Source organism: Paenibacillus sp. sgz302148 (assembly GCF_056120465.1).
On sequence record NZ_JBVYOJ010000011.1, the window covers coordinates 41811 to 65726 of the forward strand.

Below are 23916 nucleotides of genomic sequence, written 5' to 3' on the forward strand. Positions count from 1 at the left end.
TTCATCAATTTACAACGTGTCTTTTTACAAAAGTGCAATCCTTCATACATACAGTTGGATGGGGAGCTGAACGTGTTCATCATCTTTGAATGGCTTCGATAGAAGCTTTTCTTATGTTCAGCATGATAGCCGGTTTCCTCAGTTTTCGACGTGGCCGATAAAAGCCGTCTTCACCCTATCCCAGAACGGATAAGGCCGATAGCGTGCGAAGCTGACTTTCTGGTCGGCGACCCGGCAACGAATGGAGATAATATCGTCGCGATGAAGGTTGATATGATCGACGGCAAGCAGCAGGCGCTGCGCCTTGCGCGAGAATATATCGCAATGGTGATGCTTGGGCAATACGATGGACGAGCCCAGCGTCCGGTACACGCGGTTGTTGATCGAGGCGATTTCGGCGATTTGAATCGATTCGATCGACGGGTGGATCATCGCTCCGCCCAAAGCTTTATTGTACGCCGTGCTTCCGGACGGTGTGGCGATGCAGATGCCGTCGCCGCGGAACATTTCGAACGGATGGTCGTTAATGTCGATTTGCGCGACGACCGTGCCGTCGACGCCTTTGAGCGTAAATTCGTTCAAGGCAAGCCTTGTTTCGAGGCCCTGACGGGAATGAATTTCGACTTCGACGAGCGGATATTTGACCATTTCTGCGGGCCCATCGGATTGCTCGGCCATGAGACGGACGAGATTTTCGATTTCGTCGGCTTTCCAATCGGCGTAAAATCCGAGATGGCCGGTGTGAATGCCGACAAAGGCGATTTCGTTCAATTTACCGACAAACGTATGGAAGGCTTGCAACAAAGTCCCGTCTCCGCCGATCGAAACGACGATATCGGGGGACTGCTTGTCAAGCGTAAGTCCGTATTGCTCGGCAAGCTGGTGAAATTGAACGGCAAGCTGCTGTGAGTGCGAATCTCCGCGGTCGAGTACAAAATAGTTCAAGAAAGGGTTCCTCCTAAAATTCATAGCCTCAATTGATCTCATCATAATTTATATTAGCCCAGATTACAATGCATTGCGACGCAGAGCGGCGGAAACCCTTTTACAGAGGAAGTATATGACAAAAGAAGCGGCGATGGCGGCAAGCGTACCGGCAAAAACGAATCCGCCCGCTAAGAACATCGCCCTGAACCGGTCCGCCGAATGTCCTGCGAATACGGCGGCGGTGCCCAGCTCGCGCAAATAAGCGGCAACCGGCTGCATCGGCTTCCATAGCGCATACACCATCGTCGCGGCCAATAAGCCGTGAACGACTCGCGCGATCAGAAACGGCCGATATCGGAAGTTGGTGCTATTCCAGATGCTTGCGATTTGCGCGTGCACCGACAGTCCGGCCCAGGACAGTACAAAGGCCGCTACGGCGACTTTGTCGACGAGCTGAATGGACCCGCCGGCCTCGCCGGCCGATCTGGCGCCGAGCGTCACTTCGAAAAACCCGTTGACGACAGAATCCGACAGCGCTTCGGGAATCGCAAACACGCTAAGCACGGCATGAACGGCACCGTGGAACAGAGCCATCGCCCGGGCATCGGTCAACAGCTCCAGCAAGACGGAGAAGAAAACGACAAGCCCGCCGACGACGATGATAAGCCGGATGCCGGACTGAATCGACTGCTGGAGCAATAGTCCTACCGTCCTTCCGTCGCGAAGGCGGGCGTGGTGCATCGCTTCGAAAGCGCGGCGAAGCCGGCTGCGCGGGGCCGAAGAGGATGCAGGCTGTCCGGCAGCTTCATGCTGATCGCCGGCAGGCTCGGAACTTGCCGATTGCGGATCGCCGTGGTATCGCATCATAAAGCCGATCAGCATACAGGCGCCGTAATGGGCCAGCGCAAGAATGCCTGCCAGGCCGGGATCATGGAAGAAGCCGATGGAAACGGCGCCGATCAGAAATATGGGGTCGGACGACGTGGTGAAAGCGACGAGACGTTCTCCTTCGTCGCGGTTCACGAGACCTTGTTCCCATAATTGGGAGGTCAGTCTCGCTCCGACCGGATATCCCGATGCGAATCCCATCGCCATGACGAACCCGCCGATCCCCGGCACGCGAAATACCGGACGCATAAGCGGGTCGAGCATTGCGCCCAAAAAATGAACGATGCCAAAGCCCAATAACATTTCGGATATGACGAAGAAAGGAAGCAGCGCCGGAAATAAAATATCCCACCAGATCGCCAGTCCGCGAACGGCCGCGGAAAGGGCCGTCTCCGGAAAAACGACCATGAGAATAACCAGCATCAAGCCGCATAAGGCGATGAGGGCGATCGGGAGCAGCCGCGCAGCCCCGCCGGATTGGAATTCGGATGGATGTGACGCATTTTTTTTACGCATGGCACTTGTGTCTCCTCCCGTTTACAAATAGGCTCGAAACAGCTTGTATCATTCTAAGCTTATGAGCGGACATGCATAAATAAAACCTTTAGAAAACGCTTGCAAGAGATACTGTTTTTTTCCGATTCCTGTGGTACAATAGTCTTAACAATTCAGTTCACACTGGCATTAGGAGTGATTCGGATGAGTATCATCGCAGGTATTCTCGTATGTGCTTTCGTATATGTCATCAGGGAATCTCTCATGGGTTCTCCTGAAGAGGATTGGGAAAGTTAACCGCATAATCTAGGAACATGGTGCTAATCCTTTAGCGCCATTTTTTTGTTTGTATGGTATAATGGGAGGAACTCCGCAATAAAGGTGTGAATGAACATGAATCCATACGCTACGATCTATGAGGCTGTCGGCGGAGCCGAGGGCGTGCGTCGTATCGTTGAGGCGTTTTACCCGAACGTACAGCGTCACCCGCTGCTTGCGCCCTTGTTCCCGGAAGATATCCGTCCGGTCATGGAGAAGCAATATATGTTTTTAAGCCAGTTTTTCGGCGGTCCTTCCTTATTTTCCGACGCATACGGCCACCCTATGATGCGAGCGCGGCATATGCCGTTCGAAATAACGCCGGCGCGCGCGGAAGCGTGGCTAAGCTGCATGGCTCAAGCGCTGAAGGAAGTCGGCCTTGATCCGGAGCTGCAATCGTTCGTGCTGGATCGGTTATCGGGACCTGCGCATCATTTTGTCAATACGCCTTAGCTTCGGATCTATACACAACAATGGAGGCGCTGCCGCATGGTTGAACCGTTATTTCAAATTAAGCTACAGTGTGTCAATTGCGAGGCTTCGTACCAAACTTCCCGCGTGCGGCCCAGCTTCAAGAAAGCGACAAAAACCGACACCGATTTCTGCTGCCATTACAAAGAGGTCAATCCGGACTATTATGTCGTCCGTGTATGCCCGTATTGCGGGTTCGCTACTACGGAAAGCTTCTCTGACAAGATCACCGACGCACAGAGACAAGCGTTCTTCGACAAAATCGGCCGAACCTGGTCATTTCGCGACTACGGCGGGGAACGAAACTGGGAGACCGCGCTTGAAACGTACAAGCTGGCGCTGATGTGCGCGCAGATTAAAAACGAAAAAGAACGTGTCGTCGCGGGTTTGCTGCATCACCTTGCCTGGCTGTACCGATACGAGGATAATCGCGACCAAGAGCTGCGATTTCTGCGATTTGCCTTGGACGCATACATACGCGTGTTTGAAGTGGAAGGTGTAAATGTCAATAATGCGAGGCTCATGTACTTGATCGGGGAGCTGAACCGCAGACTTGGGCAATATCATGATGCGGTGAAATGGTTCTCGCGCGTCATTAACGATAAGCAAATTATGGATGCCGGGATGATTCGCGCTTCCCGCGAGCAATGGATGCAGCTGCGCGAAGATATGCTGGCGGAACGGATGGAGCTTCCGGAGGAAATGAAGGAAGAAGAAGGCAAGAAATATACGATATGACTCACGCAGTGGAGCGCATAAGTCAGCGGACAACATCCGGCTAGCCCTTATGCGCTTTTAATTTAGGGGCAAAGTACCTGAATCAGCTTCGAAGCTATACATCACTTTGTGGGGCTTAGCCGCTGCGCAATACCGTGTCGGTGAGCAAATAATCGCGGTCGGTATCGATGACCGTCACTTTGTTGCTGCAGCAAGGAAAAACGAGCAATCTTTTTTTGCCGTCGTGAATTTCGTTCAGTTCTTTGACGCGAATCGGAATAAGTACGTTAGCTGTGGCGCAAAATGGACATTCGTGCACGTAGACGTCATTCATGACGACGTCATACGGCCATGTCCGCTCAAACGGAATCATGCTTGTCTTCCTTCTCGGACTCTTTGGCCAGCTCCGCGATTTTTTGCAGCAATATATGCTGCGGCATATGCATCAGCTGTTCGATCGGCACGTTCAGCTTGGCCGCCAGCTTGATCGCCGTCTCCGGCGAGATTTGCAGTGGCTTCATGTTGGAAGTCCTCCTTGTTATAATCAGTACATAAACAATTGTTCTATATCAGTTATACACCCGTTCTTGATCCGTTTCAAGGAAGGGTTCATTATCCGAAAGGTGTGATGAAGATGCAACAACCGCTGGAGCAAATTTGGGATTTGGACGTTTTTTTCCCCGGGGGGTCGAATTCGGAGCAATTTGTCGCGTTTCTTAACAAATTAGAGGAAGGTATCGCCCAATTCATCGTTGATGTATCGGATGCCGAACCGCCGGTAACACGGGAGGACGGAGCAGGTCTTGTTCGGTTGACGGCGACGATGCAAAGTCTTCTGAGCCAAATTCGGGAAGCGGATTCGTTCGTCGGGTGTTTGGCTTCGGACAATCAGTTCGATAAGAGAGCCGTTCAGCTCGGCGGAAGAATCAAACAAATTCAAGCCGGATACAGCTCTGCGCTTACGCTATATGACGAGCTGCTGCTGCGAATCGCGGACCCGGTATGGGCGGCGCTGCTTCAGCAGGATGGCTTGCAGGCCGTTGCCTTTAACTTGGATGAAAGAAGAACGACGGCCAAGCTGAAAATGACATCGGAGATGGAATCGCTCGCCGGCAATTTGGCGGTGTCCGGTTATCACGGATGGGCGGACGTCTACAATACGGCGGTTTCGAAATTTTCGATTCCGTTCGAACAAAACGGGGAAACGGCGCAATTGTCGGCGGCGCAGGCTCATAACAAAATGAGCGTGGCGGATCGCCATGTGCGCGAGCAAGTGTTTGCCAAGTGGGAGAAGGAATGGGAGCGATGGGCGGATTTTTGCGCGGACGCGCTAAACCATCTGGGCGGCTTCCGCTTGAATTTGTACGAGGGACGCGGCTGGTCGTCGGTGCTGCAGGAGCCGCTCGCAATAAACAGGATGTCCGAACGGACGCTGAACGCGATGTGGGACGCCATTGACCGCAGCAAGGATCTGCTCGTCGAATATATGAACCGCAAGGCGAAACTGCTTGGCGTGGAGAAGCTGAGCTGGCATGACATCAATGCGCCGCTCGGCCAATCGGCGAAGCAGATTCCGTACGACGAAGCCGCGGAGATGATCGTAGAGCAGTTCCGCAAGTTCAGCCCGCGAATGGCGGACTTTGCCGTGAGGGCGTTCGAGCAGCGCTGGATTGAAGCCGCCGATCGGCCGGAGAAACGTCCGGGAGGCTTCTGTACGCCGTTCCCGGTAAGCCGGCAAACGCGGATCTTCATGACGTACGCGGGTACGCCGCAAAGCGTAGAAACGCTCGCGCACGAGCTGGGACACGCTTTCCATGATGACGTGACGAACGATCTGCCGCCGCTCGCGCAGGAATACGCGATGAACGTCGCGGAAACCGCATCGACGCTGGCGGAGATGATCGTCGCCGACTCGGCCGTGAAGCAAGCGGAAGGCGAGCAGGAGAAGATCGCTCTGCTCGACGCGAAAGCACAAAATGCCGTATCGTACTTCATGAATATTCATACGCGTTTTATCTTCGAAACATCGTTCTATGAAGCCCGCAAGGAAGGAATGCTGACCTCCGAGCAGCTCAGCGAGCTGATGCTTTCTTCGCAGAAGACGGCGTTCAAGGATGCGTTAAGCGAATACCATCCGACGTTCTGGGCGTCGAAGCAGCATTTTTATTTGACCGATGTGCCGTTTTACAATTTCCCTTATACGTTCGGTTATTTGTTCAGTACGGGGATTTATGCGAAGGCGATTCAAGAAGGCAGCTCGTTCGAGGACAAATATGTCGCGCTGCTGCGCGATACGGGACGGATGCCGGTGGAACAGCTTGCGAAGCAGCATCTGGACGTCGACCTGGAGCAGCCTGATTTTTGGCAAGCCGCCATCGATGTCATTGCCCAGGATATTCGATTGTTCCTGCAAATGACCGAATCAGCCGTATCTTCGTAACTCGATACGTTCATATCTGAAAAGAATCCAACCCGGGGAGGTTGGATTCTTTTTTTTTTCTATGTATGAACCAAAATACCTATGTACTAAAACTTGAAAATTTGAATCGTCCGCTGCAGCTGCGTGACGACTTGCTGCATTTGCTCCGATTGGTCGACCATGGCCTGAACGGAAGCGATCTGCTCGTTCATCGAAGCCGAAACTTCCTCCGTGCCGGCGGCCGATTGCTGCGTAATGCTCGATATGTTCTCGATCGCGCCGGATATTTTTTGCGCATGGTCCAGCATGACGTCGCTTTCCTTGGAGAAGGCGTAAATTTGCTCGGTAATGAACTGTACGCTATGGACAAGCTCGGAAAATACTTTTTCCGTTTCTTTAATCATAATCGTTTGGTTGTTGACGACGGCTTCGTTCTTCTCGATGTTCTCGATCGCCTGCTTGATGCCGCGTTCGATCGTCCGAACGAGGTTGAATACTTCCTTGGCCGATGCGGAAGATTCTTCCGCCAGCTTGCGCACCTCTTGCGCGACGACGGCAAATCCTTTGCCATGCTCGCCGGCCCGCGCTGCCTCGATGGAGGCATTGAGCGACAGCAGGTTCGTTTGCTCCGCGATTTCGGAAATCGTTTTCGTAATTTTCGTGATACCGTCGGCTTGCTTCGCAAGCTGTGAGATCGTTTCCGATACGTGTGCGGTTGCTTCGATATTGCTTTGCATGCCCGCGCTTTGGCTTTCGACGGCTTTGCGGCCTTTTTCGACAAGCTGCAGCGTATGCTCGGAGCGGGAGTTCATCTCCTTGGTCGAGTTTGCGTAGTCGCCGACCTTCTCTTCGATATCGCGAATCGATTGGGACATGTCCGAAACGTCTTCGGAGATTTGGTTAGCTCCTTGAGCCAGCTCTTGAGCCGAAATCGTGACTTGCTCCATAATCGTCTTCAAGTTTTGGTTCTTGTAAAATATATCGCGGCCGGTGTCCGCGACGTGCTTCGTAATATTCGATGTATCGCCCAATATTTCGCGCAGCTTGTCGATCATCCGGTTGAAGGAATTGCCGAGCTCGCCAAGAGCGTCGCTCGAGGTGACGTTAACCTTCTGCGAAAAATCGCCTTTGGAGATGTTGATGGCAATGCGCGAAATGTTCGTTATCGGGTCTGTAAGCGCTCTCTCCAATAAGCTGATAATAGGATAGCTGACGGCGACGAGCACTGCGACAACGACGATGCCGACAGTCAGGCTGGTACCCGAGGAGAGCAATACGATCAGCATAGCAAGCGAAAACAATGCGACGATCGTGTAACAGCCGATAAGCAACTTCTTCTTGAGCGCTAACGAGTTAAACCATTCCATAAAAAGCCTCCTGTCGCATCATAAAATTTGCTAATTTTTAAAACCATTATACCATCTCATGGAAACTCGGTCTATGACTATTTACGACAACCTAAGTCTATGAGACTATAATTATTGTAAATTAATGTTGAAATCTGGAACATGAAAGCATATAATGAGACACAAGACCCAGTATATGGGTCTTAAGGGTAAGGTGATGAAACAGGAAGAAAGGAGGGAAATTATGACGGTTGAACATCTGCCGCTTTCAAGGCAAATGGATATCGCTTTTATGGCGTTGTCCGATGAATTGTCGGGTTTGTCTTCCGGTACCGTATTTATGCAAATCCGCAACAACACAATCGGCAAGTTCGGTGTGAGACATAATCCGGTTGAGTTGAAGGATGGCAAGATTAAAGACGTGCAGAGCGGATTAACCGAATTGCAGCAAAAATCGTTTCGCCAGCTTGCCATCCATGCTTTGAAGTTCAAGAAAGGCTGGACGTACGGGGAAATATTCCTTGATTTTACGGTCCGGCAGAATACTTTGGTCACAAGCATTCAGTTTGAGAGCAATTACAATATGGCCAGTCTTTCGCTGCCTGTGGGCGGACGCGGTACATATCGCAGCTTCGGGCTCGACTCCTAGGTTTCTTCAGATCAATGGGCATCATTTCATTATTTACTTATAAGCAAAAGTCGGCCATCCTCACGGAGAGCCGACTTTTTACAATATATACGATTGCGGAACCCCAAAAAGCAGCTGGATCAAGACGGTAACCTTCACTTTTTGGGGCACGTACGACTTGGGTTCAGCCAATTATCTTGCGAATTTTCCTGCCAGCTGCTGCTCGGCGATTTGTACAAGACGACGGGTAATGTGTCCCCCGATTGCGCCCGTGTCGCGAGTAGCCATATAACCCATGTAACCGTCTTGCGGGATTTGGATACCCAGCTCTTGCGCGACCTCGTATTTCAATTGATCGAGCGCTGCATTCGCTTGCGGTACTACGAGGGAATTGCTGGAACGGGATTGTCCTTGTGCCATTAAGCGTACCTCCTAATTTGTTGTGAGCGTGCCTCCCGGCGGTGTAAATCCGCCCTAGAAGATCATTCGCTTAATGGTAGTATGGATATAATTATGGAATTAATACGCAATTTTCCGAACAAAGATATGGAAATTTATAACTATAATCCGAAGTCGTAGTTCGGGTAAACGTAGGGCGATTCCGGAGGCGTAATTTTTTGGATTTGCTTCGCTTGTACGACCAATATTTCATTATCATTAAAAACGGTTTGGTCCAATGTGCCCCGAATTTTTATCCACGTATCGTCAGGGTAACGGTTGGCATGGTCGAATTGGACGAGTAGACCGTAAGGCGAAGCATCGGCGGAGCAGCAGTTCATAATAAACCGGCTGATGACGAATTGCTGTTTGTTCATCCCTTCGCTTCGATAGACGAAGCCGCTAATTTCCACTTCCTTGCCGATAAACGGTTTTCTGAACAAATCCAACGTCGTTAATGTTTCAATGAAGCTTTGTTCCTCGACTTTGATGAGCGGTTGTTTATAGATTTGCTTTCCGTATTTGGCATATGCTTCGGTGTATTCGTCGGCAGGAAATAGTGAGTTCAAATCCTCCGAAGAAGGGGCCTGTTCTGCTTGCGAGCCGTCTTGTGGCGCCGGGTCCTTCTTGGTGGCGGGTGCCGCAGGGGCTTGGTTAAGCGATTTGCTCCCATCTTTCAGCGAAGCGGAGCTGCTCAAATTCATTCCTTTTTTGTCGGCCAATGAACTGCCGAGGGCGGCATCCGGCGTCAAAAATCCGAGTACAAGCGGAAGGAGGAATAGTCCGTAAGCCGCCGTATTCTTCCAAAGCGAGCCGGATAGAGGATGTTCGCATTCGCATGCGTGGGGTTGACGCGTGCCCCACAGCGCCGAAATAGCCAAATAGGCCTGGTAAGCGGCAACGGCATATAAAGCGATTGCGGACCATTTTACATAATCGGCCATTTTCGGAGCAATATAGAGGCTCAGCTTGCCGCTGCCGGCTAGACGGGCGATATAAACGGCAAATCCGGTCAAGATCAAACTACGCAATGCATGGTGGACGGCTTCCGGTTTCCATAAACGTCTAAACATCAATTCATCGCCTCCTTAATCACTTCATTAGAAACATGTCGAACACGATAGAACCCGCTAATACGCATACCGAAACGATAACGGTCAAAACGATGACGAATTTCGCTTTGAATACGGATAACAGCATCAGCGTGTTTTTGATATCGAGCATCGCGCCGAATACGAGAAAAGCGAGCAGCGCACCAGGGTTAAACGTTGTCGCGAACGACGCCGCCACGAAGGCATCGGATGTGGAGCATAACGACAGCACATAGGCGAAAGCCATCATGAACAAGTTGGGTCCGAGCGTCCCGTCGCCGATCGCAACAAGCGTCTCGCGGCTGAATCCGGCTTGAATGGCAGCGGTTAGGAAAGCGCCGAATATCAGATATTTGCCCATCTCGAAAAATTCGTCGGACGCGTGGGACAGCCCCGTCAATAAGCGGCTGCCGCCAGCATGGCTGTGGCTATGTCCATGATCATGAACATGGTTGGGATTGTTGCTATGGTCATGGCTATGACCATGATCGTGGACGTGAATATGCTGATGCGGATGCGATTCCGAGTCGGAATGCGAATGCGCATAAGCTTCGTGAACGGAAGCAGTTGTTTGTTTTAAAGGATTAGATTTAACGAATCTGTGAATGATCAAGCCGATAGCGAGTGCAACGCAAAAAGCGAGGCCGATGCGCGAATAAGCCATTTCCGGGCTCGTCCGAAATGCGAGATAAGTTGAGGCAAATACGACGGAATTGATTATCGGGCCGGCTAAAATGTAAACCACCCCGACATATACCGGCATGCCTTTCTGAATCAGTTTGCGAACGACGGGAATCATGCCGCATTCGCAAAGCGGAAAAATAAGGCCGAGCAGGCACGCGAACACGATGCCGAGTACGGGGTTTTTAGGAATCAGCCGCCGGATCAGCCGTTCCGACACGAAAATTTGCAGCAGAGACGACATCAATACGCCTAACAATATGAAAGGAAGCGCTTCGAGAATAAGGCTGATAAATAAAGTTTTAAAGTTGGCGAATGCCGTCGCGTTTACGGACAAATCGGGGAGATCCCGGTTTGTGAAGATGAAATACAGCATGACAAGACAGCCCAAGGCAAGAAAATGAATGCCCCAACGCATGACAAAAGTTTGCATTGATCTTTCCCCTAGTCATTATTTTGGACAAGTTAATTTGATCAATTTGTTCTGGATAAGTTGAATCGAATTAATAGATGGTATGTTTGGTTCCGGATATTATTCGTAATTATTACGTATAAAAGATATTACAATTGCCGCTGCCGTGTCAACATCTTTTGTTTGAAAGGAGCGTTGTATGACATCGGGCAAGCTTATGCACTTTTCGATTTGACAGAAGCGGCGGAACTGTGTAACATGATTAAATCGTAATAATTACGAATAAGGAGATGGCTAAAATGATGAAACAGACCAACAAAATTCCGGTAACGGTGCTTAGCGGTTATTTAGGGGCGGGGAAAACGACCTTGCTAAATCATGTGCTGCACAATCGCGACGGGTTGAAGGTCGCGGTCATCGTCAACGATTTGAGCGAGGTGAACATCGATGCCGAGCTCGTTCGCGGTGAAGGCGCGTTATCGCGGACGGAGGAGCAGCTGGTCGAAATGTCGAACGGCTGCATCTGCTGTACGCTGCGGGACGATCTGCTGCGCGAGGTCGAGCGCTTGGCTCTGGAAGACCGGTTTGACTACATCCTGATCGAATCGACGGGAATCGGCGAGCCGGTGCCCATTGCCCAGACTTTCACGTATGTTGACGAAGAGCAAGGCATCGACTTGTCCTCGCTTGTCCGGCTGGACTGCATGGTCACCGTCGTTGACGCAAACCGGTTCTGGCACGATTACTCCAGCGGGGATAGCTTGCTGGAACGCGCCCAGGCGGCGGGGGAAGACGATACTCGGGATGTCGTAGATTTGCTGATCAGCCAAATCGAGTTTTGCGATGTGTTGATTCTGAACAAATGCGATCTCGTCGAGGAAGAGGAGCTTATCCAGCTGGAGCAAGTGCTGCGCAAGCTGCAGCCGCGTGCGAAGTTCATTCGCAGCAGCTTCGGGACGGTGCCGCCGCGCGAAATTTTGAATACCGGACTGTTCGATTTTGATGCGGCCAGCGCTTCGGCCGGCTGGATCCAAGAGCTGCAGAACGGACATCATACCCCGGAAACGGAGGAGTACGGAATTTCTTCTTTCGTATACCGCCGCAGACATCCGTTCCATCCCGGAAAACTTGCGAAATGGATGGCTTCTTGGCCGGAAGAAGTCGTCCGTGCGAAAGGCATTTTATGGCTTGCCTCGCGCAATTCCATGGCGACGAGCCTCAGCCAGGCCGGCACCTCGATCCGAATCGGACCGGCAGGGTATTGGGTTGCGACGCTGCCGGAAGCCGAGCGCAATGAAGTGCTGGAAACGGAACCGGAAATCGCCGAGATGTGGCATGATACGTGGGGGGACCGAGAAACGAGGCTCGTATGGATCGGCGTGAAGCTGCCGAAAGATGATATGATCCGTGGTCTTGACAGCTGCTTATTAAATGACGAAGAGCTTACCGCGGATTGGAGCCGTTTCGCGGACCCGCTGCCGGGAGCAGAGTCGATGGAGCAGAGTGACGTATAAGCTAATGATGCTAACCAGGGGGATTTGGCTCAGCCAAGTCCCCTTATGTCGTATTGAATTCGTTATAATTTTGTTAGTTGGTCACAAATTTGTTATTGTCAAACGAAAACCGATCCCTTATAATTCTTGTTGATAATGATTTTCATTAGCACGGGCTTTTGATTTTGAGTGAGAAATAGAATCAATTGTGAAGATGGGGAAGGAATGATCGGTTTTGGCAATTCGCAAAAAACGTCTGCTCAAGTCCGCGCTTGCCGCGGCTGCCGCGATATCATTGACGGCGGCGACCGCTTGCAGCGGAGGCGATTACAAGGTGAACGTAAAAGATTATTCGTTCGATACGGCGGGCAATATGTTCGCTTATGCGGAATTCGAGCTGTCCGGCGAACCGCTTGCGGAAACGTTGGGTCTTGATCTGGACTTGCTCGATCCCGCCAAGCCGGACTCGCCAACGAAATTCGATTATATCGCCGGAATCGAATCGTATGAATATTCCGAGGAGGCAATGTACGAGCTGGTGGAAAAATCGGGCATGGGCCTTCACCTGTTGAACGGGCCGGCGATTCAAGCCGCCGCTTCGCTCCGCAGCGACAAAGAAGGAGCAAACGCGGTATTGGCCGAGCGATTTATTAAGATGGCTGGCGCCGTCGGCCACAATCCCGAGGATATCCAGCAAAATATGTATCCTACCTTGATCGAATACGCCAAAGGCGATCCGCATTATATACAGAAGGTTGATACATCGAAATTTGCAGACGGCGATAACGGCACGTACATTCCGAAAATACAAGTTGATTTCTCCAGCTTGCGCTGGAATCGGGATAAAATGGACAAAACGCTAGTCCCTGCGGCATACGGTTCCGCATTCCTGAAGCAAGCGTTGTGGGCCGGCGATTTCCTGGGCAACTTCCATACCGCGGATAAAGACGAGGAAATTGAAGCGGAGTCGTCGACGGCCGACAGCGATCCGAACATCAAGCTTGGCGTAAGCTCGGCTGACGGCATGCAGGGGATGATTCTGACCGAAGAAATTTGGAATAAGCTGCTTTATGTGCGCGACAATCTGTTCTACGATGCGAAGGCGAAGCAGCTCGCCAAAGGTCAAGGCGGCAAATACGATCCTGCTAAAGGGCTTGTATATTTGCCTCACGCGATTAAGGTGACGGAGAACGATAACAAAGATTATCCTGGCGCGAGCAAGCTGGAAGTGACCGACGCACGCAGCCTGCTGGAAGACCAATGGCTGATGCTATGGCCGGCTTCGGAGTTTTTCGGCACGACCGACCAGCGTCAAGCGAACGCCAATACGAACCCGGCCTTCCGCGCCGTGTTCGACGGTGACCCGTTCCCGGCGACACCTGCGGCGAATACGGACGACGACGCGGCGAACGACGTTGAATCGAACGACCCGTATTCGGTCAACCGCGACGTCCTGTTGCAAGTGTTCAGCAACATGAAGGCGATGCACTGGAACGACAAGGAAGGCGTTCTGGTAACGGAGCATGACGGAACGAAGCAAGGGACGACGATGGATACGTTCCAAGCGGGTTATTCCCTTGAGGCGCTGCGGATGTTCCGCCGGGCGATCGACGGCTTGCCGGTCGGTTATGCGAACGGCGAGGATGCCGAAGGGCTGCATACGAAGGAAGGCGAAGAAGCGCTGAAGATGATCCAGCGTCAGGCCGACTTCTTGATCGAGCATATGATCGGCAAGGACGGGCTGGCCGCGAGCAGTTGGACGGTCGGCACCGAGAAAGCGGACGGCGAGCCGACGCTGAAGGCGCAAATCGGCGCGATCCGCGGCTTGACGGCCGCATTCCTGGCGACGAAGGATGCCAAGTATCGCGACGCGGCACGCCGGTTGTATAAGGCGATGGACGAGAAGCTGTGGGACGACAGCGCCAAAGCGTACAAAACTTCGGGAGACAAGTTCGAATACGACGCTTATACGGCAGGTGCAGTTTCGGCCGCGCTGCGCCTCGGGTTAACGTCGCTGCTCAACACGAACGAAGACGCCGACAAGCCGAAGGCGCTTGACCGCGAAACGATCATTGCGCGCTACGAAGCGTTCTACCGGCAAGTCATCAACGGTCCTGCGTTGGATCAAGGGATGCAAGCATCCGAGTTCTGGGATACGGGCGACTTCTATAAAGAAGGCGACGAATCCGGCAATACCGACAACGACACCGTCCCGCAAATCCAGAAGGGCCACGGGGAATACGGCATTGCGCCGATTCTGCTGCCTGTTGAATTGAAGAAATAAACGGCGGCCGGGATGTCCCGGCAGGCCGCACGATGAGGGATTGCAGTTGGGATGGAGAAACGAGGTACCCTGTGGTTACCTGTTTCCTCCATTGCATAGCTGCAATCCGTTTGTTGTTTAAGCAATCGGAGAGAGTGAGGAGAACGGCTTGGAAAGCAACGCAAAGAATAACGGAACAACGCCGGGACGGACGAGATGGTTGTATTATGCGGCTTGCGCGATCGCATGTTTGCTTGTTTGGGCTGGGCTCAGCGCTTGCTCGAAAACGACAGTGCCGGATCGACTTGGGCCGGTCTCCGGCGACAGCGTCGTCATGAACCGGGAAGGAACGCGTCTGTATACGGCGAACGGCGACGTAAACACCGTGTCCGTCGTTGATGCAAAGGATCGCAAGGTGCTCAGCGAAATCGCGGTCGGGCGCGAGCCGCAGCAGCTGGTTCTGGACGAAGCCGGCGACAAGCTGTACGTCACATGCCGCTATACGGACTCCGTCGAGGTGGTCGATCTCGTTGCAGGCAAGGTCGTCAAAACGATCAAGACGGGCATCGAACCGTTCGGTATTGTCGGCAGCGCCGACTTGTCGAAGCTATATGTGACCAATTACCGTTCTTCCACGATTTCCGTCATCGATACGAAGCAAGGAATGACGGCGTCTACGATCAAAGTCGAGGACTTCCCGCGCGCGCTGGCTCTAACGGCCGACGGGAGCAAGCTGTACGCCGTTCATTATTTGTCGGGGCGGGTCAGCGTCATCGATACGGACAAGAAAACGGTGAACAAGACGATTCAATTGGCGGAATCGCCGAACAAGAAGGATCGCAAGAAAAGCCAAGGCATTCCGAATACGCTGGAGCAAATTCGCATCGCCCCGGACGGAAAGACGGCGTGGGTATCCCATTTGCTCACCAATGTCGACACGCCGATTCAATTCGAGGAGACCATATTTCCGGCCATCTCCGTCCTCGACATGACGAAAGACGAAGAAATTGTCGGCGACCGCAAGCAGCTGTTCGATAAAATCGACGTCAAAAATACGCTGAACGAAACGATGATCGTCTCCAATCCGGCGGACATCGCTTTTTCGTCCGACGGAAGCAAAGTTTATACGCTCATGTCCGGCAGCGAGGATCTGATCGTGTTCGACTTGAAGCGCGGGCGCAAAGCTTCTCAGCTTCTGCGCGGCATACCGGGCAACAATCCGCTGAACATGGCGCTTTCGCCGGATGACGGCACATTATATGTGCACAATGCGACGAGCCATGACTTGGCGGTTATTGCAACCGGCGGGCACGACGACCATGCGGAAGCGAAGGTGGACGGCGGAAACGTCGCTTTGATCGCCAAAGATCCGCTGCCGCCGCTTGTACGCAAGGGCAAAACGATTTTTTACAGCGGTAATAGCGATGAATTCCCGGTCACCGGGAAAAACTGGATGAGCTGTATTTCGTGCCACGCAGGCGGCGAAGTGAACGGCTTGACGTTTACGACGGCCAAAGGGCCTCGCAATACGCCGAGCAACGTGCTGACGATGAAGACGGGACTGTTTATGTGGGACGGCAGCCGCGATGATTTTGCCGATTACATCCTGACCGTGCAGGGCGAGATGGGCGGCTTGGACGGCGTAGACCCGGGGAAACCGCTGCCGAAGGGAGCCGAAGACATGTTCGAGGCGCTGAAGGCTTATCTGGAATATCCGGATTCGTTCCCGGTGCCGAAGAGCCCTTACCGCAACGAAGACGGAAGCATGACGGAGCAAGCGAAGCGGGGCGAGGCGCTGTTCAAGGGCAAGGCCAATTGCCTTGCCTGCCATGCGGGCGAGCAGTTCACCGACAGCGTGAAGGCGACGGACGGCACCGGCAAGCTGACGACGGACGTCACGCAGTTCCTGCATGATGTCGGCACCGCAACTTCCAAGGATATCGGCTCGTCCGGCGATGCGCGAGCGAACTTCACCAATCCGCGCTCGCCGCACGTTTACGATACGCCGACGCTGCGCGGCATATGGGCGACGGCTCCGTATTTGCACGACGGCAGCGCAGCTACGCTGCGCGATGTGCTGACAACGCGGAACAAGGAGAACAAACACGGCAATACGGCGGACTTAACCGAGCAAGAGCTCGACGATTTGGTCGCTTATTTGCAGCAGATCGAATGAAGCCGTTCGATATACAAGGGTTGAAACCTCTTGAAATCCCTTGAAATCCCTAGCTAAAACCAATAAAAGCCGATGCCCTAGGGGCATCGGCTTTTATTTTTCGCTATCCGTTCCGTAATTATTGTGGATATTCCATTGATGAGCAAACCTTCTCGCTTCAGTACGATCCGCAACTTGGAGCTTGTTCAGTATATTCGTCACATAATTGGCTACCGTTTTCAAGCTAAGGTGTAGCTTGGCTGCAATTTCCGCATTCGTCGCATTTTTTGCGATGAGGGCAAGGATCTCTCGCTCGCGGGCCGTAAGCTCGGCATAAACGGGATCTTCAGGCTCCGTCGTCCGGGAGAACGTGAAATAATCCATCATGCGGGAGGCGATATCCGCACCGAATACGGCGCCTCCGCTTGCGACCATTCGAATGCCGTTCAGCAGCTCCTCTTCGTTGGCATCTTTCAGCATATACCCTCGCGCGCCGGCTCTCATGGCGGCAAATACGGATTGATCGTCCTTAAACATGGTCAAAATCAAGATGTGCGTATCGGCGAGCGATTCCATGATTTTGCGGGTCGCTTCGATTCCATTTGTGCCGGGCATTCTGATGTCCATCAGAATGACGTCCGGAGCAAGCGCGACCGCTTTGTCGATTGCTTCATCGCCATTTGAAGCTTCTCCTATGAGCTCCATATCGTCAGTTGATTTCAATAGACTGCGAACTCCGCTGCGAAACAGGGGATGATCATCCGCTAACAATATTTTCATCCGATTCAAAGGGAAGGCTGGCGACGACGCGCATGCCGCCTTCCTTTATGGGCTCGAATAGGCAGGCCCCTCCTAACTCGGCTGCTTGCTCCCGCATGGAAAACATGCCAATGCCGCCGTTTCGGGATGACGCTTGCGTCGCACTGAGTCCGATGCCGTTATCGCTTATCTCGATGTGAAGCCGGTCGTTGCCGACTGACACATGCACCGTGCATCGGGTCGCTTGTGCATGACGTACGATATTGACGACGGCCTCCGTCACGATGCGGAAAGCGGCGACCTCAACCGCCGCAGGCAGTTGAGGAAGCGGCTCCCCCAACTCGAATTGTACGGCGCATGCCGTTCCGGCCATCGCTTCCGATAATTGACGCGTTGACTTGGTCAGCTCGCCGACCCGCTCGCGGATTGCGCCGGCGAGCCCCAGCTCATCCAATAACGGCGGACGAAGGCCATGCACAAGGGTTCGGATATCGTCGACCGTCAAACGAATGATGCTGCGCAATTCGGATAACATCTTAACCGCGATTTCAGGGTCTTTGCGCATTTGCCGCTCCGCTGCCGCAACTTCGAGCGCAAGGGCGGCAAGCCGTGGGGCCAAATCATCGTGCAAATTGTGCCTTAGCTTCCTTCGTTCCTCTTCGCGAGCGAATACAAGCTTTTCCCGCGATTGCTGCACCTCCTCCGCCAGCGCTTTTATTCCCATGTTCATGATAACGCCCTGAACAATGGGACCTGCCTGACGGATCAGAATGTCGAGCAGCGACCGATCCTCGGGCGTGAATGATTCTTGGGGAGAACGCGGCGCGACCAGCAGCTGCCCGACAATTTCCCCCCTGTGTACGATGGGGAGAACCGAAGGCGCCGAATCGGACTCCCCGGACGAAGCGACGATGGTATCCTGATTGTTTATCAACGTAGAGATAGCCGCATAAGGCAGTTTTAGAGAATGCCGAATCGTCTGGACGACGATTGCGATAATTTCCTCCGACGACATCGGTTTTTCCCACTGACGGCTAAGCTCGGTTAATACGGAGAAGGGTTCGTTTCGTTTGCCGTACATGAGCCGGTTCACGAAACGCTGCAACCGTTCCTTCATCGGCGCGAACAATACGGCTACCAGCGACGTAGCCAATAAAGAAACGTATACGTTGTCGTTTGTGCGGAATACTCGGCTTAAATAGGCTACGGCAACGATGTAGATGCCGATTACACAAAGGGACAAACCGATGTAGACGATCGTTCGATTGACGAGCGGGTCGATGTTCCATAGCCGATGGCGCAATATAGCGACCGTTAATGTCGTCGGAATGATGGCAATACATAGATTCAAGATGAGGTTCAGGTATAAAAAGGACAAAACGCCGTGTGTTACATCGGGTGTATAAACGACATTAATACAGATGAAGCCGATTAAGGAAACGGAAAAGCCGTAGACGACCCATTTTGTTTGCTGCTTGGCCGCTGAATTCGAAATACGCTTGTAACGGTACAGCTGCGTACCGAAGATAACGACTAGGAAAATGAGCAGCGTAAAGCCTTTCAGCCAAATCGGCCAATTTTGCAGAGCTAAGCCGCCTTCGGGAAATATCAGTCCGAAGCTTGAGAGGCCGATAAAAAGGACACTCGCAATAAAAGTCCACCGGGGCGTAAAGCGCCCATCCGGGAAGACGAGGAAAAACAAGACGAAGGAACTCCAGCCGGAAAAAAACATGAGCGAGCTGCCGTATCCCGCCATTGGCACGGTGGACGTAAATACAGTTCCAAAGCTCACCAACATGAATGCGGCAAACAACCCCATCGGTTCCCGGTTGCTTTTCCACAGAACGATCGCAGCAGCTATATAGAAATATAAGGTCAGGAAACCGTCGATGGCCACGAATAGAAACGAATACGAGTCGGCGTTTAACCCCGCGTCCGAAAGTGCCGCTATTGTAGTTGGAGGAGCGGGAGCATATTCGCATGAAGAGAAAACGCACTGCGTCCTTAACGTTTGATAATAAATCGGTACGCTGCGGAAATAAATGCCGACGGACAACAAGCATAATAATCCAATGATTGCGACGGTTACAAACCTTCTCACTTTGTACAACGATTTCATCCGATGAGCCGCCTCTCATTACTTTCCTCATTATAACAAAACGGTCTTCCGTCATGTGCGTTTTTGCCCATTTTCCCAAATCATCCCGATCGCATCCCGATTTTTTCCGAATGAATGTGAACCGGATACTCTATGGGGTAGGAATTCCCGTCTGTTATGCTTATTTCAACAAAGTGATGGAGGTTATGACGATGAAAATGGAAAGTATTCTGAAATGGTTTGGCATTCTGGTTATTGCCGCGGGTGTGAGCAGGATCGGCATGACGCCGACCTCATTGGTATGGGGAACAGACAGCGTTCAAGAGCTGATCTTCGGCTTTTTTGCCTGCGTGCTGATGGGTATTTCGTCAATCGGTCTGTTTTTGGCACAACGGGAGTCCGGGATAATTGGCTTCATAAGCTCGCTGCTGCTCGTCATTTTTAATATCATCACAGGGTGTATGATCTGGACTCTGCTGGCATCCGGGACGACGGGTGAAATGTTATTGACCGAACCTAACACGTTCGTCATCATCTCGAAGGTGGTGATCATGTTCGGCATGTTTATCGGAATGCCTTGTTTCACCTATGTTACGTTTCGAGCGAAAATATTTCCGCGGTGGGTCATTGTGTTGCTGCTTCTGAGCATGATCGTACCTGTATTGCCTATGATGGAGAAGTGGGGCGCTCTCTTCTGGGGGTTGTCGTATGTGGGCATGGGAGTTGTTATGGTCAAAAGAATGTACATGAATAATGTCGTTCAATCTGCGCATAACCGATAATCCATTTGTGATACGGATGACCTTGAAACAACTGGGTCCCGTACCCGATTTGGTTTCGTCGCCTTCAATCAAGCGGCGGATCGTGGCGGAGACGGCGGAACTTGCTCGGCGGGAAGCCGGTATATTGCTTGAACAGCTTCGACATATAATAGATGTCCATATTCATCATTTTGCTAATTTCCGAAATGGACATCTCGGTTTGGTGGAGCAGGTATTGAACCTGCTCCACTCTTTTTTTGTTTACATAAGCAATCGGGGAAACGCCCAAAATGGATTTGAAGTAGGGCATGAAGTAATTCGGATGAAAATGAACGAGCTTCGCTAACGTATCGACGGTGATCGGTTCCGTCAAGTGACGGTCGATATACTCCAGGACGATATTGATTTTATGGAAAGAAGGCATCGCGCCGACCCGGCTTGGATCCGATTCGGCCCGGTCTATAAATTCGGACAAGAGCTCGAACAAGATCGCTTTGATTCGAGTGGGGGCGGAGAGCCCGCCTTCGTTGTACAGCTTGATCATTTTCGTAAACAGCGACATGACGGTTCGTTTCTTGCTTACTTCGATATAATGCGGTAGCTTCAATATTTGCGATAACGGGATGTCGCCCACCGTGGCGGTGAAATGGCAATAAAACTTGGTAAACGTGTTGTCGCTGATCGTAGAGAAGGAATGTCTCGTACCGGCGGGCAGCAAGAACAATTGTCCCGGAGACGGCGCATATTCATCATCGTCGATTTTGATGCGTCCTTCGCCCTCGACGATGTAATACAGGCGGTTGAAGTTTTCCGGGGAGTCGGCCAAAAACCAATCCGGCTCCACCTTCGTATAGCTGCATACGAAAAGCTGCACTTGCAAATTTTCAAGATAGCGGTTCAGGAAATGGGAGATGTTCGGCTCCATGGGATCACCTATGATAGTAGCTTATTATTAGACAAAAACGCACTAGTATTATACATCCCTTTTACCGAAAAAACATACTAAAATCATTGTATATTCGTGTGGCGGCATACGGATCGGTTGCATCCTACGGCTGTATAGACCGACGTTGCGCCCATGCAGCCGGCTGCGAACGGACAAATCGACCATCGGAGGGAATCGCATGATCGCGGACAAACGACGGCAGAAAACGAAAATCGTTGCGACATTTCTGGCTTCCTATGCAATTATTCTGATCATACCGGTTATTGTAGGTATTATCGTGTATAGCAAAACGGTCACGATCGTCAAAGAAGAAGTGACAAGCAACAATGTCACGCTGCTGGAGCAAAGCAAAAGCATTCTGGACCGCCGATTGGCGGAGCTCGACGCGATCATGCAGCAAATTGCGGCAAGCCCGAAAGTAAGCGCTTTCCAAGGAGTGACCGACCCGTTTATCGGCGCGAATACATACAAGGTTCGCGAAACGGCAAACGAGCTTTACGACTACGGAACGTCCAACAATTTTATGCTGGGCTACTATATTCTATACAAGAACAGCGGGCTTGTTCTATCGCCCAATAACGCTTATAAATACAGCGAATTTGCCGACCAGATTTACCGGGAGAACGGGATGGAAGGTGAGGACTGGCGGAGCGTCATGCTGGGGCATTTCTACCAGAATGAATACATTCCGGCCAAAGAAGCGGTGTTTAAGGGAAGACCAACCGCAGTCGTCCATTACGTTCGGTCGCTTGGTTATCCGGGTTACGTGAATGGGGTTGTGCTTCTACTGATCGATAACAACGAAATTCAAAAGCTGTTGCGCGGATTTGACCTTCAGGGAGGAGGCTGGGCGTACATTACGGACGAAAAAGGCCGGATCATCAGCTCGGTATCGAATGAGGGCGGGCGTATTTCCGAGTTCGAGCAGCAATTGGGCGCACAAGGAGTTATTGAAGCATCCGACGCGACGAACGGCATGATGATTACGTATACGACGCTGGATACGAAGGGCTGGAAATTCGTCGTTGCCCAATCGCCTAATATCGTGTTGCAAAAGGCCAACTATATCCGCAACATTACGGCAGCTTTATTTTTTATTCTGCTGTTCGGCATCATTGCGATATGCGCCGTAGCCTACCGCCGGAGCAAGCCGATCCGGAACCTGGTGCTGCAGATCGTGGAGAGATCCGACGGGGCCAAATACCGGTTCGGCAGCGAATACAAGCTGATCGAAACGAATTTTTCGCTGCTGGAAAGCAATAACCACCAGCTTCAGGCGAAGCTCCAGGAACAGCTGCCGTTTGTTCGCGCCGTGTTTTACGGCCGGCTGCTGAAAGGCGACTTCACCTCGGAGGCGGAACTGCGCACCGTGATGGAGCATACGGGGATCCGCTTCGAAGGAAATCGATATGCGGTGATACTTCTCCGACTGCAATCCTATGAGGGCGAGCTAAGCCCGGATATCCTGAAGGAACTGGAGATCAAGCGAATCATGGTGAAGGAGCTGCTCTCCCGGCAGCCTTATGGCCACTGCATCTGTCATGACGTAGAGCAGGATAAGATCGCGATTATCGCGGCTTTGGGCGTTACGAAGACGCAGCAATGCCAGGCACAGCTGGAATCGCTGCTCGAACGGATGAAGATCAGCTTGCAGGAGCATCACCAAATGACGCCGCTCATGGCTGTCGGCGGGATGTATGGCAAGCTCGCCGAAATATCCCGTTCCTACGAAGAAGCGCGCCAGGCGATGAATGAACGCCAATGGGAAATCGGCAGCGACACGATCTGGTTCCATCAGCTGTCTTCGGAGCGCACGAGCTATTATTATCCCCCTGACGTCGAGCTCCGTCTGATGAATTTGATTAAAGCCGGTGAACAGGATGAGGCGGAAGAGCTGTTGAACGATATTTTTCAACATAACCGGAACATGCATTTGTCATTATATATTGTCCGGCTGCTCGTCTTTAACATGTGGGGCACGGCGATGAAACTTACCGAGCAGACCGCGCTCGACGATGAGGGGTTGTCCGGCACGATTCAAGCGGCAATCTCGGATATGCATGCGCATGAAAACTTGTCTCTATCGTTCCAACGGCTGAAGCAAGTATTCGGACAAATTTCGGCGACGATCGGCTTGCGCAGAAAAAGTCAAAATACCGATTTGATCGACCGTATCATTGAATATATCGACGGCAATTATATCCGCTCGGACTTGTGCCTGACGGAAGTGGCGGAAAAATTCAACATGTCGGAAACGTATTTGTCGCAGTTTTTCAAAGACCGGAAAGGGATCAACTTTATCGAGTATGTCGAGGAAATTCGGATGGGAAACGCCAAGCAGCTGCTCGCCCATACCGAACTGCCGATCCATGCCATCTCGAGCCGAATCGGCTATAGCTCGTCCAGCACGTTTTGCCGCGCTTTCAAACGGATTAACGGCATCAGCGCGACCGTGTATCGCCAAATGGCTACGTAGCTGGACTCAACATTGTTAATGAGGCTGTCCCGATCGCTCTTGAAGGAGCGTCTTGGGGGGCCTCTTTTCCTTACCCGCAAACGATCCTAACGAATGCAAAGACGGAGAACGAATGCAAACGAAACCGGAATCGC

The 23916-nt window shown here is 52.0% G+C and carries 20 protein-coding genes; 9 read left to right on the forward strand and 11 right to left on the reverse strand.

The features are described 5' to 3' along the window. Positions 1-138 precede the first annotated feature (138 nt). Together AC0LWM_RS17350 and ylbJ are read right to left on the reverse strand one after the other, a co-directional pair. Positions 139-945 (reverse strand): NAD kinase, encoded by an 807-nt coding sequence (locus tag AC0LWM_RS17350; RefSeq protein ID WP_474676238.1) that lies wholly within the window; start codon positions 943-945, stop codon positions 139-141. A gap of 63 nt (positions 946-1008) precedes the next feature. After that, entirely contained in the window at positions 1009-2331 is a 1323-nt protein-coding gene (ylbJ, locus tag AC0LWM_RS17355) for a sporulation integral membrane protein YlbJ (RefSeq protein ID WP_474676239.1), read from the reverse strand. Between the two features lie 372 nt (positions 2332-2703). Between ylbJ and AC0LWM_RS17360 the strand changes: the two genes are divergently transcribed. Together AC0LWM_RS17360 and AC0LWM_RS17365 are read left to right on the forward strand one after the other, a co-directional pair. Beyond that, complete coding sequence (locus AC0LWM_RS17360; protein WP_474676240.1) at positions 2704-3081, forward strand: globin domain-containing protein; 378 nt, start codon at positions 2704-2706, stop codon at positions 3079-3081. A gap of 36 nt (positions 3082-3117) precedes the next feature. Continuing rightward, positions 3118-3837: a DUF2225 domain-containing protein gene (locus tag AC0LWM_RS17365; protein ID WP_474676241.1), complete on the forward strand. Its 720-nt coding sequence runs from the start codon at positions 3118-3120 to the stop codon at positions 3835-3837. A 115-nt stretch (positions 3838-3952) separates the two neighbouring features. Here the strand turns inward: AC0LWM_RS17365 and AC0LWM_RS17370 are convergent, their stop codons facing one another. Together AC0LWM_RS17370 and AC0LWM_RS17375 are read right to left on the reverse strand one after the other, a co-directional pair. Next, positions 3953-4189 (reverse strand): hypothetical protein, encoded by a 237-nt coding sequence (locus AC0LWM_RS17370; protein ID WP_474676242.1) that lies wholly within the window; start codon positions 4187-4189, stop codon positions 3953-3955. After that, on the reverse strand, positions 4176-4337 hold the full coding sequence (locus AC0LWM_RS17375) for a YycC family protein (RefSeq protein WP_474676243.1): 162 nt from the start codon (positions 4335-4337) through the stop codon (positions 4176-4178). The genes AC0LWM_RS17370 and AC0LWM_RS17375 overlap by 14 nt, the downstream gene beginning before the upstream one ends. A 113-nt stretch (positions 4338-4450) precedes the next feature. On the opposite strand from AC0LWM_RS17375, the gene AC0LWM_RS17380 reads away from it, so the two are divergent. Next, positions 4451-6256, forward strand: a complete 1806-nt coding sequence (locus tag AC0LWM_RS17380; RefSeq protein WP_474676244.1) for a M3 family oligoendopeptidase — start codon at positions 4451-4453, stop codon at positions 6254-6256. Positions 6257-6342: 86 nt separating this feature from the next. On the opposite strand, the gene AC0LWM_RS17385 is transcribed toward AC0LWM_RS17380, so the two are convergent. Then, positions 6343-7602: a methyl-accepting chemotaxis protein gene (locus AC0LWM_RS17385; RefSeq protein ID WP_474676245.1), complete on the reverse strand. Its 1260-nt coding sequence runs from the start codon at positions 7600-7602 to the stop codon at positions 6343-6345. Positions 7603-7825: 223 nt separating this feature from the next. Here AC0LWM_RS17385 and AC0LWM_RS17390 point away from each other — a divergent pair, with 223 nt between their 5' ends. Next, positions 7826-8230, forward strand: coding sequence for an O-methyltransferase (locus AC0LWM_RS17390; RefSeq protein ID WP_474676246.1), 405 nt, complete (start codon positions 7826-7828; stop codon positions 8228-8230). Positions 8231-8401: 171 nt separating this feature from the next. Here AC0LWM_RS17390 and AC0LWM_RS17395 read toward each other — a convergent pair whose 3' ends face one another. The 3 genes from AC0LWM_RS17395 to AC0LWM_RS17405 all read right to left on the reverse strand — a co-directional run bounded on the left by AC0LWM_RS17395 (position 8402) and on the right by AC0LWM_RS17405 (position 10852). Further along, the gene (locus AC0LWM_RS17395) at positions 8402-8629 is read right to left on the reverse strand and encodes an alpha/beta-type small acid-soluble spore protein (RefSeq protein WP_474676247.1); all 228 of its coding nucleotides are present in this window, start codon (positions 8627-8629) and stop codon (positions 8402-8404) included. A 140-nt stretch (positions 8630-8769) separates the two neighbouring features. Next, positions 8770-9720 carry a TIGR03943 family putative permease subunit gene (locus AC0LWM_RS17400; protein ID WP_474676443.1) on the reverse strand — a complete coding sequence of 317 codons (951 nt, stop codon included), beginning with the start codon at positions 9718-9720 and terminating at the stop codon, positions 8770-8772. 19 nt (positions 9721-9739) lie between these two features. Then, positions 9740-10852, reverse strand: a complete 1113-nt coding sequence (locus AC0LWM_RS17405) for a permease (protein ID WP_474676248.1) — start codon at positions 10850-10852, stop codon at positions 9740-9742. A gap of 278 nt (positions 10853-11130) precedes the next feature. Between AC0LWM_RS17405 and AC0LWM_RS17410 the strand changes: the two genes are divergently transcribed. From AC0LWM_RS17410 to AC0LWM_RS17420, 3 genes are all read left to right on the forward strand, one after another. After that, positions 11131-12345 carry a GTP-binding protein gene (locus AC0LWM_RS17410; protein ID WP_474676249.1) on the forward strand — a complete coding sequence of 405 codons (1215 nt, stop codon included), beginning with the start codon at positions 11131-11133 and terminating at the stop codon, positions 12343-12345. A gap of 220 nt (positions 12346-12565) precedes the next feature. Beyond that, the gene (locus tag AC0LWM_RS17415) at positions 12566-14608 is read left to right on the forward strand and encodes a hypothetical protein (RefSeq protein ID WP_474676444.1); all 2043 of its coding nucleotides are present in this window, start codon (positions 12566-12568) and stop codon (positions 14606-14608) included. A 148-nt stretch (positions 14609-14756) separates the two neighbouring features. Next, entirely contained in the window at positions 14757-16763 is a 2007-nt protein-coding gene (locus AC0LWM_RS17420; protein ID WP_474676250.1) for a c-type cytochrome, read from the forward strand. A 93-nt stretch (positions 16764-16856) separates the two neighbouring features. On the opposite strand, the gene AC0LWM_RS17425 is transcribed toward AC0LWM_RS17420, so the two are convergent. After that, positions 16857-17465 carry a response regulator gene (locus AC0LWM_RS17425; RefSeq protein ID WP_474676251.1) on the reverse strand — a complete coding sequence of 203 codons (609 nt, stop codon included), beginning with the start codon at positions 17463-17465 and terminating at the stop codon, positions 16857-16859. A 34-nt stretch (positions 17466-17499) separates the two neighbouring features. Beyond that, the gene (locus AC0LWM_RS17430) at positions 17500-19620 is read right to left on the reverse strand and encodes a sensor histidine kinase (RefSeq protein WP_474676252.1); all 2121 of its coding nucleotides are present in this window, start codon (positions 19618-19620) and stop codon (positions 17500-17502) included. A 191-nt stretch (positions 19621-19811) separates the two neighbouring features. On the opposite strand from AC0LWM_RS17430, the gene AC0LWM_RS17435 reads away from it, so the two are divergent. Continuing rightward, positions 19812-20381 (forward strand): hypothetical protein, encoded by a 570-nt coding sequence (locus tag AC0LWM_RS17435; RefSeq protein WP_474676253.1) that lies wholly within the window; start codon positions 19812-19814, stop codon positions 20379-20381. Between the two features lie 64 nt (positions 20382-20445). Here AC0LWM_RS17435 and AC0LWM_RS17440 read toward each other — a convergent pair whose 3' ends face one another. Further along, positions 20446-21285 carry a helix-turn-helix domain-containing protein gene (locus AC0LWM_RS17440; protein ID WP_474676254.1) on the reverse strand — a complete coding sequence of 280 codons (840 nt, stop codon included), beginning with the start codon at positions 21283-21285 and terminating at the stop codon, positions 20446-20448. A gap of 199 nt (positions 21286-21484) precedes the next feature. Here AC0LWM_RS17440 and AC0LWM_RS17445 point away from each other — a divergent pair, with 199 nt between their 5' ends. Next, positions 21485-23782 (forward strand): helix-turn-helix domain-containing protein, encoded by a 2298-nt coding sequence (locus tag AC0LWM_RS17445; protein ID WP_474676255.1) that lies wholly within the window; start codon positions 21485-21487, stop codon positions 23780-23782. The last annotated feature ends 134 nt before the right edge of the window (positions 23783-23916 follow it).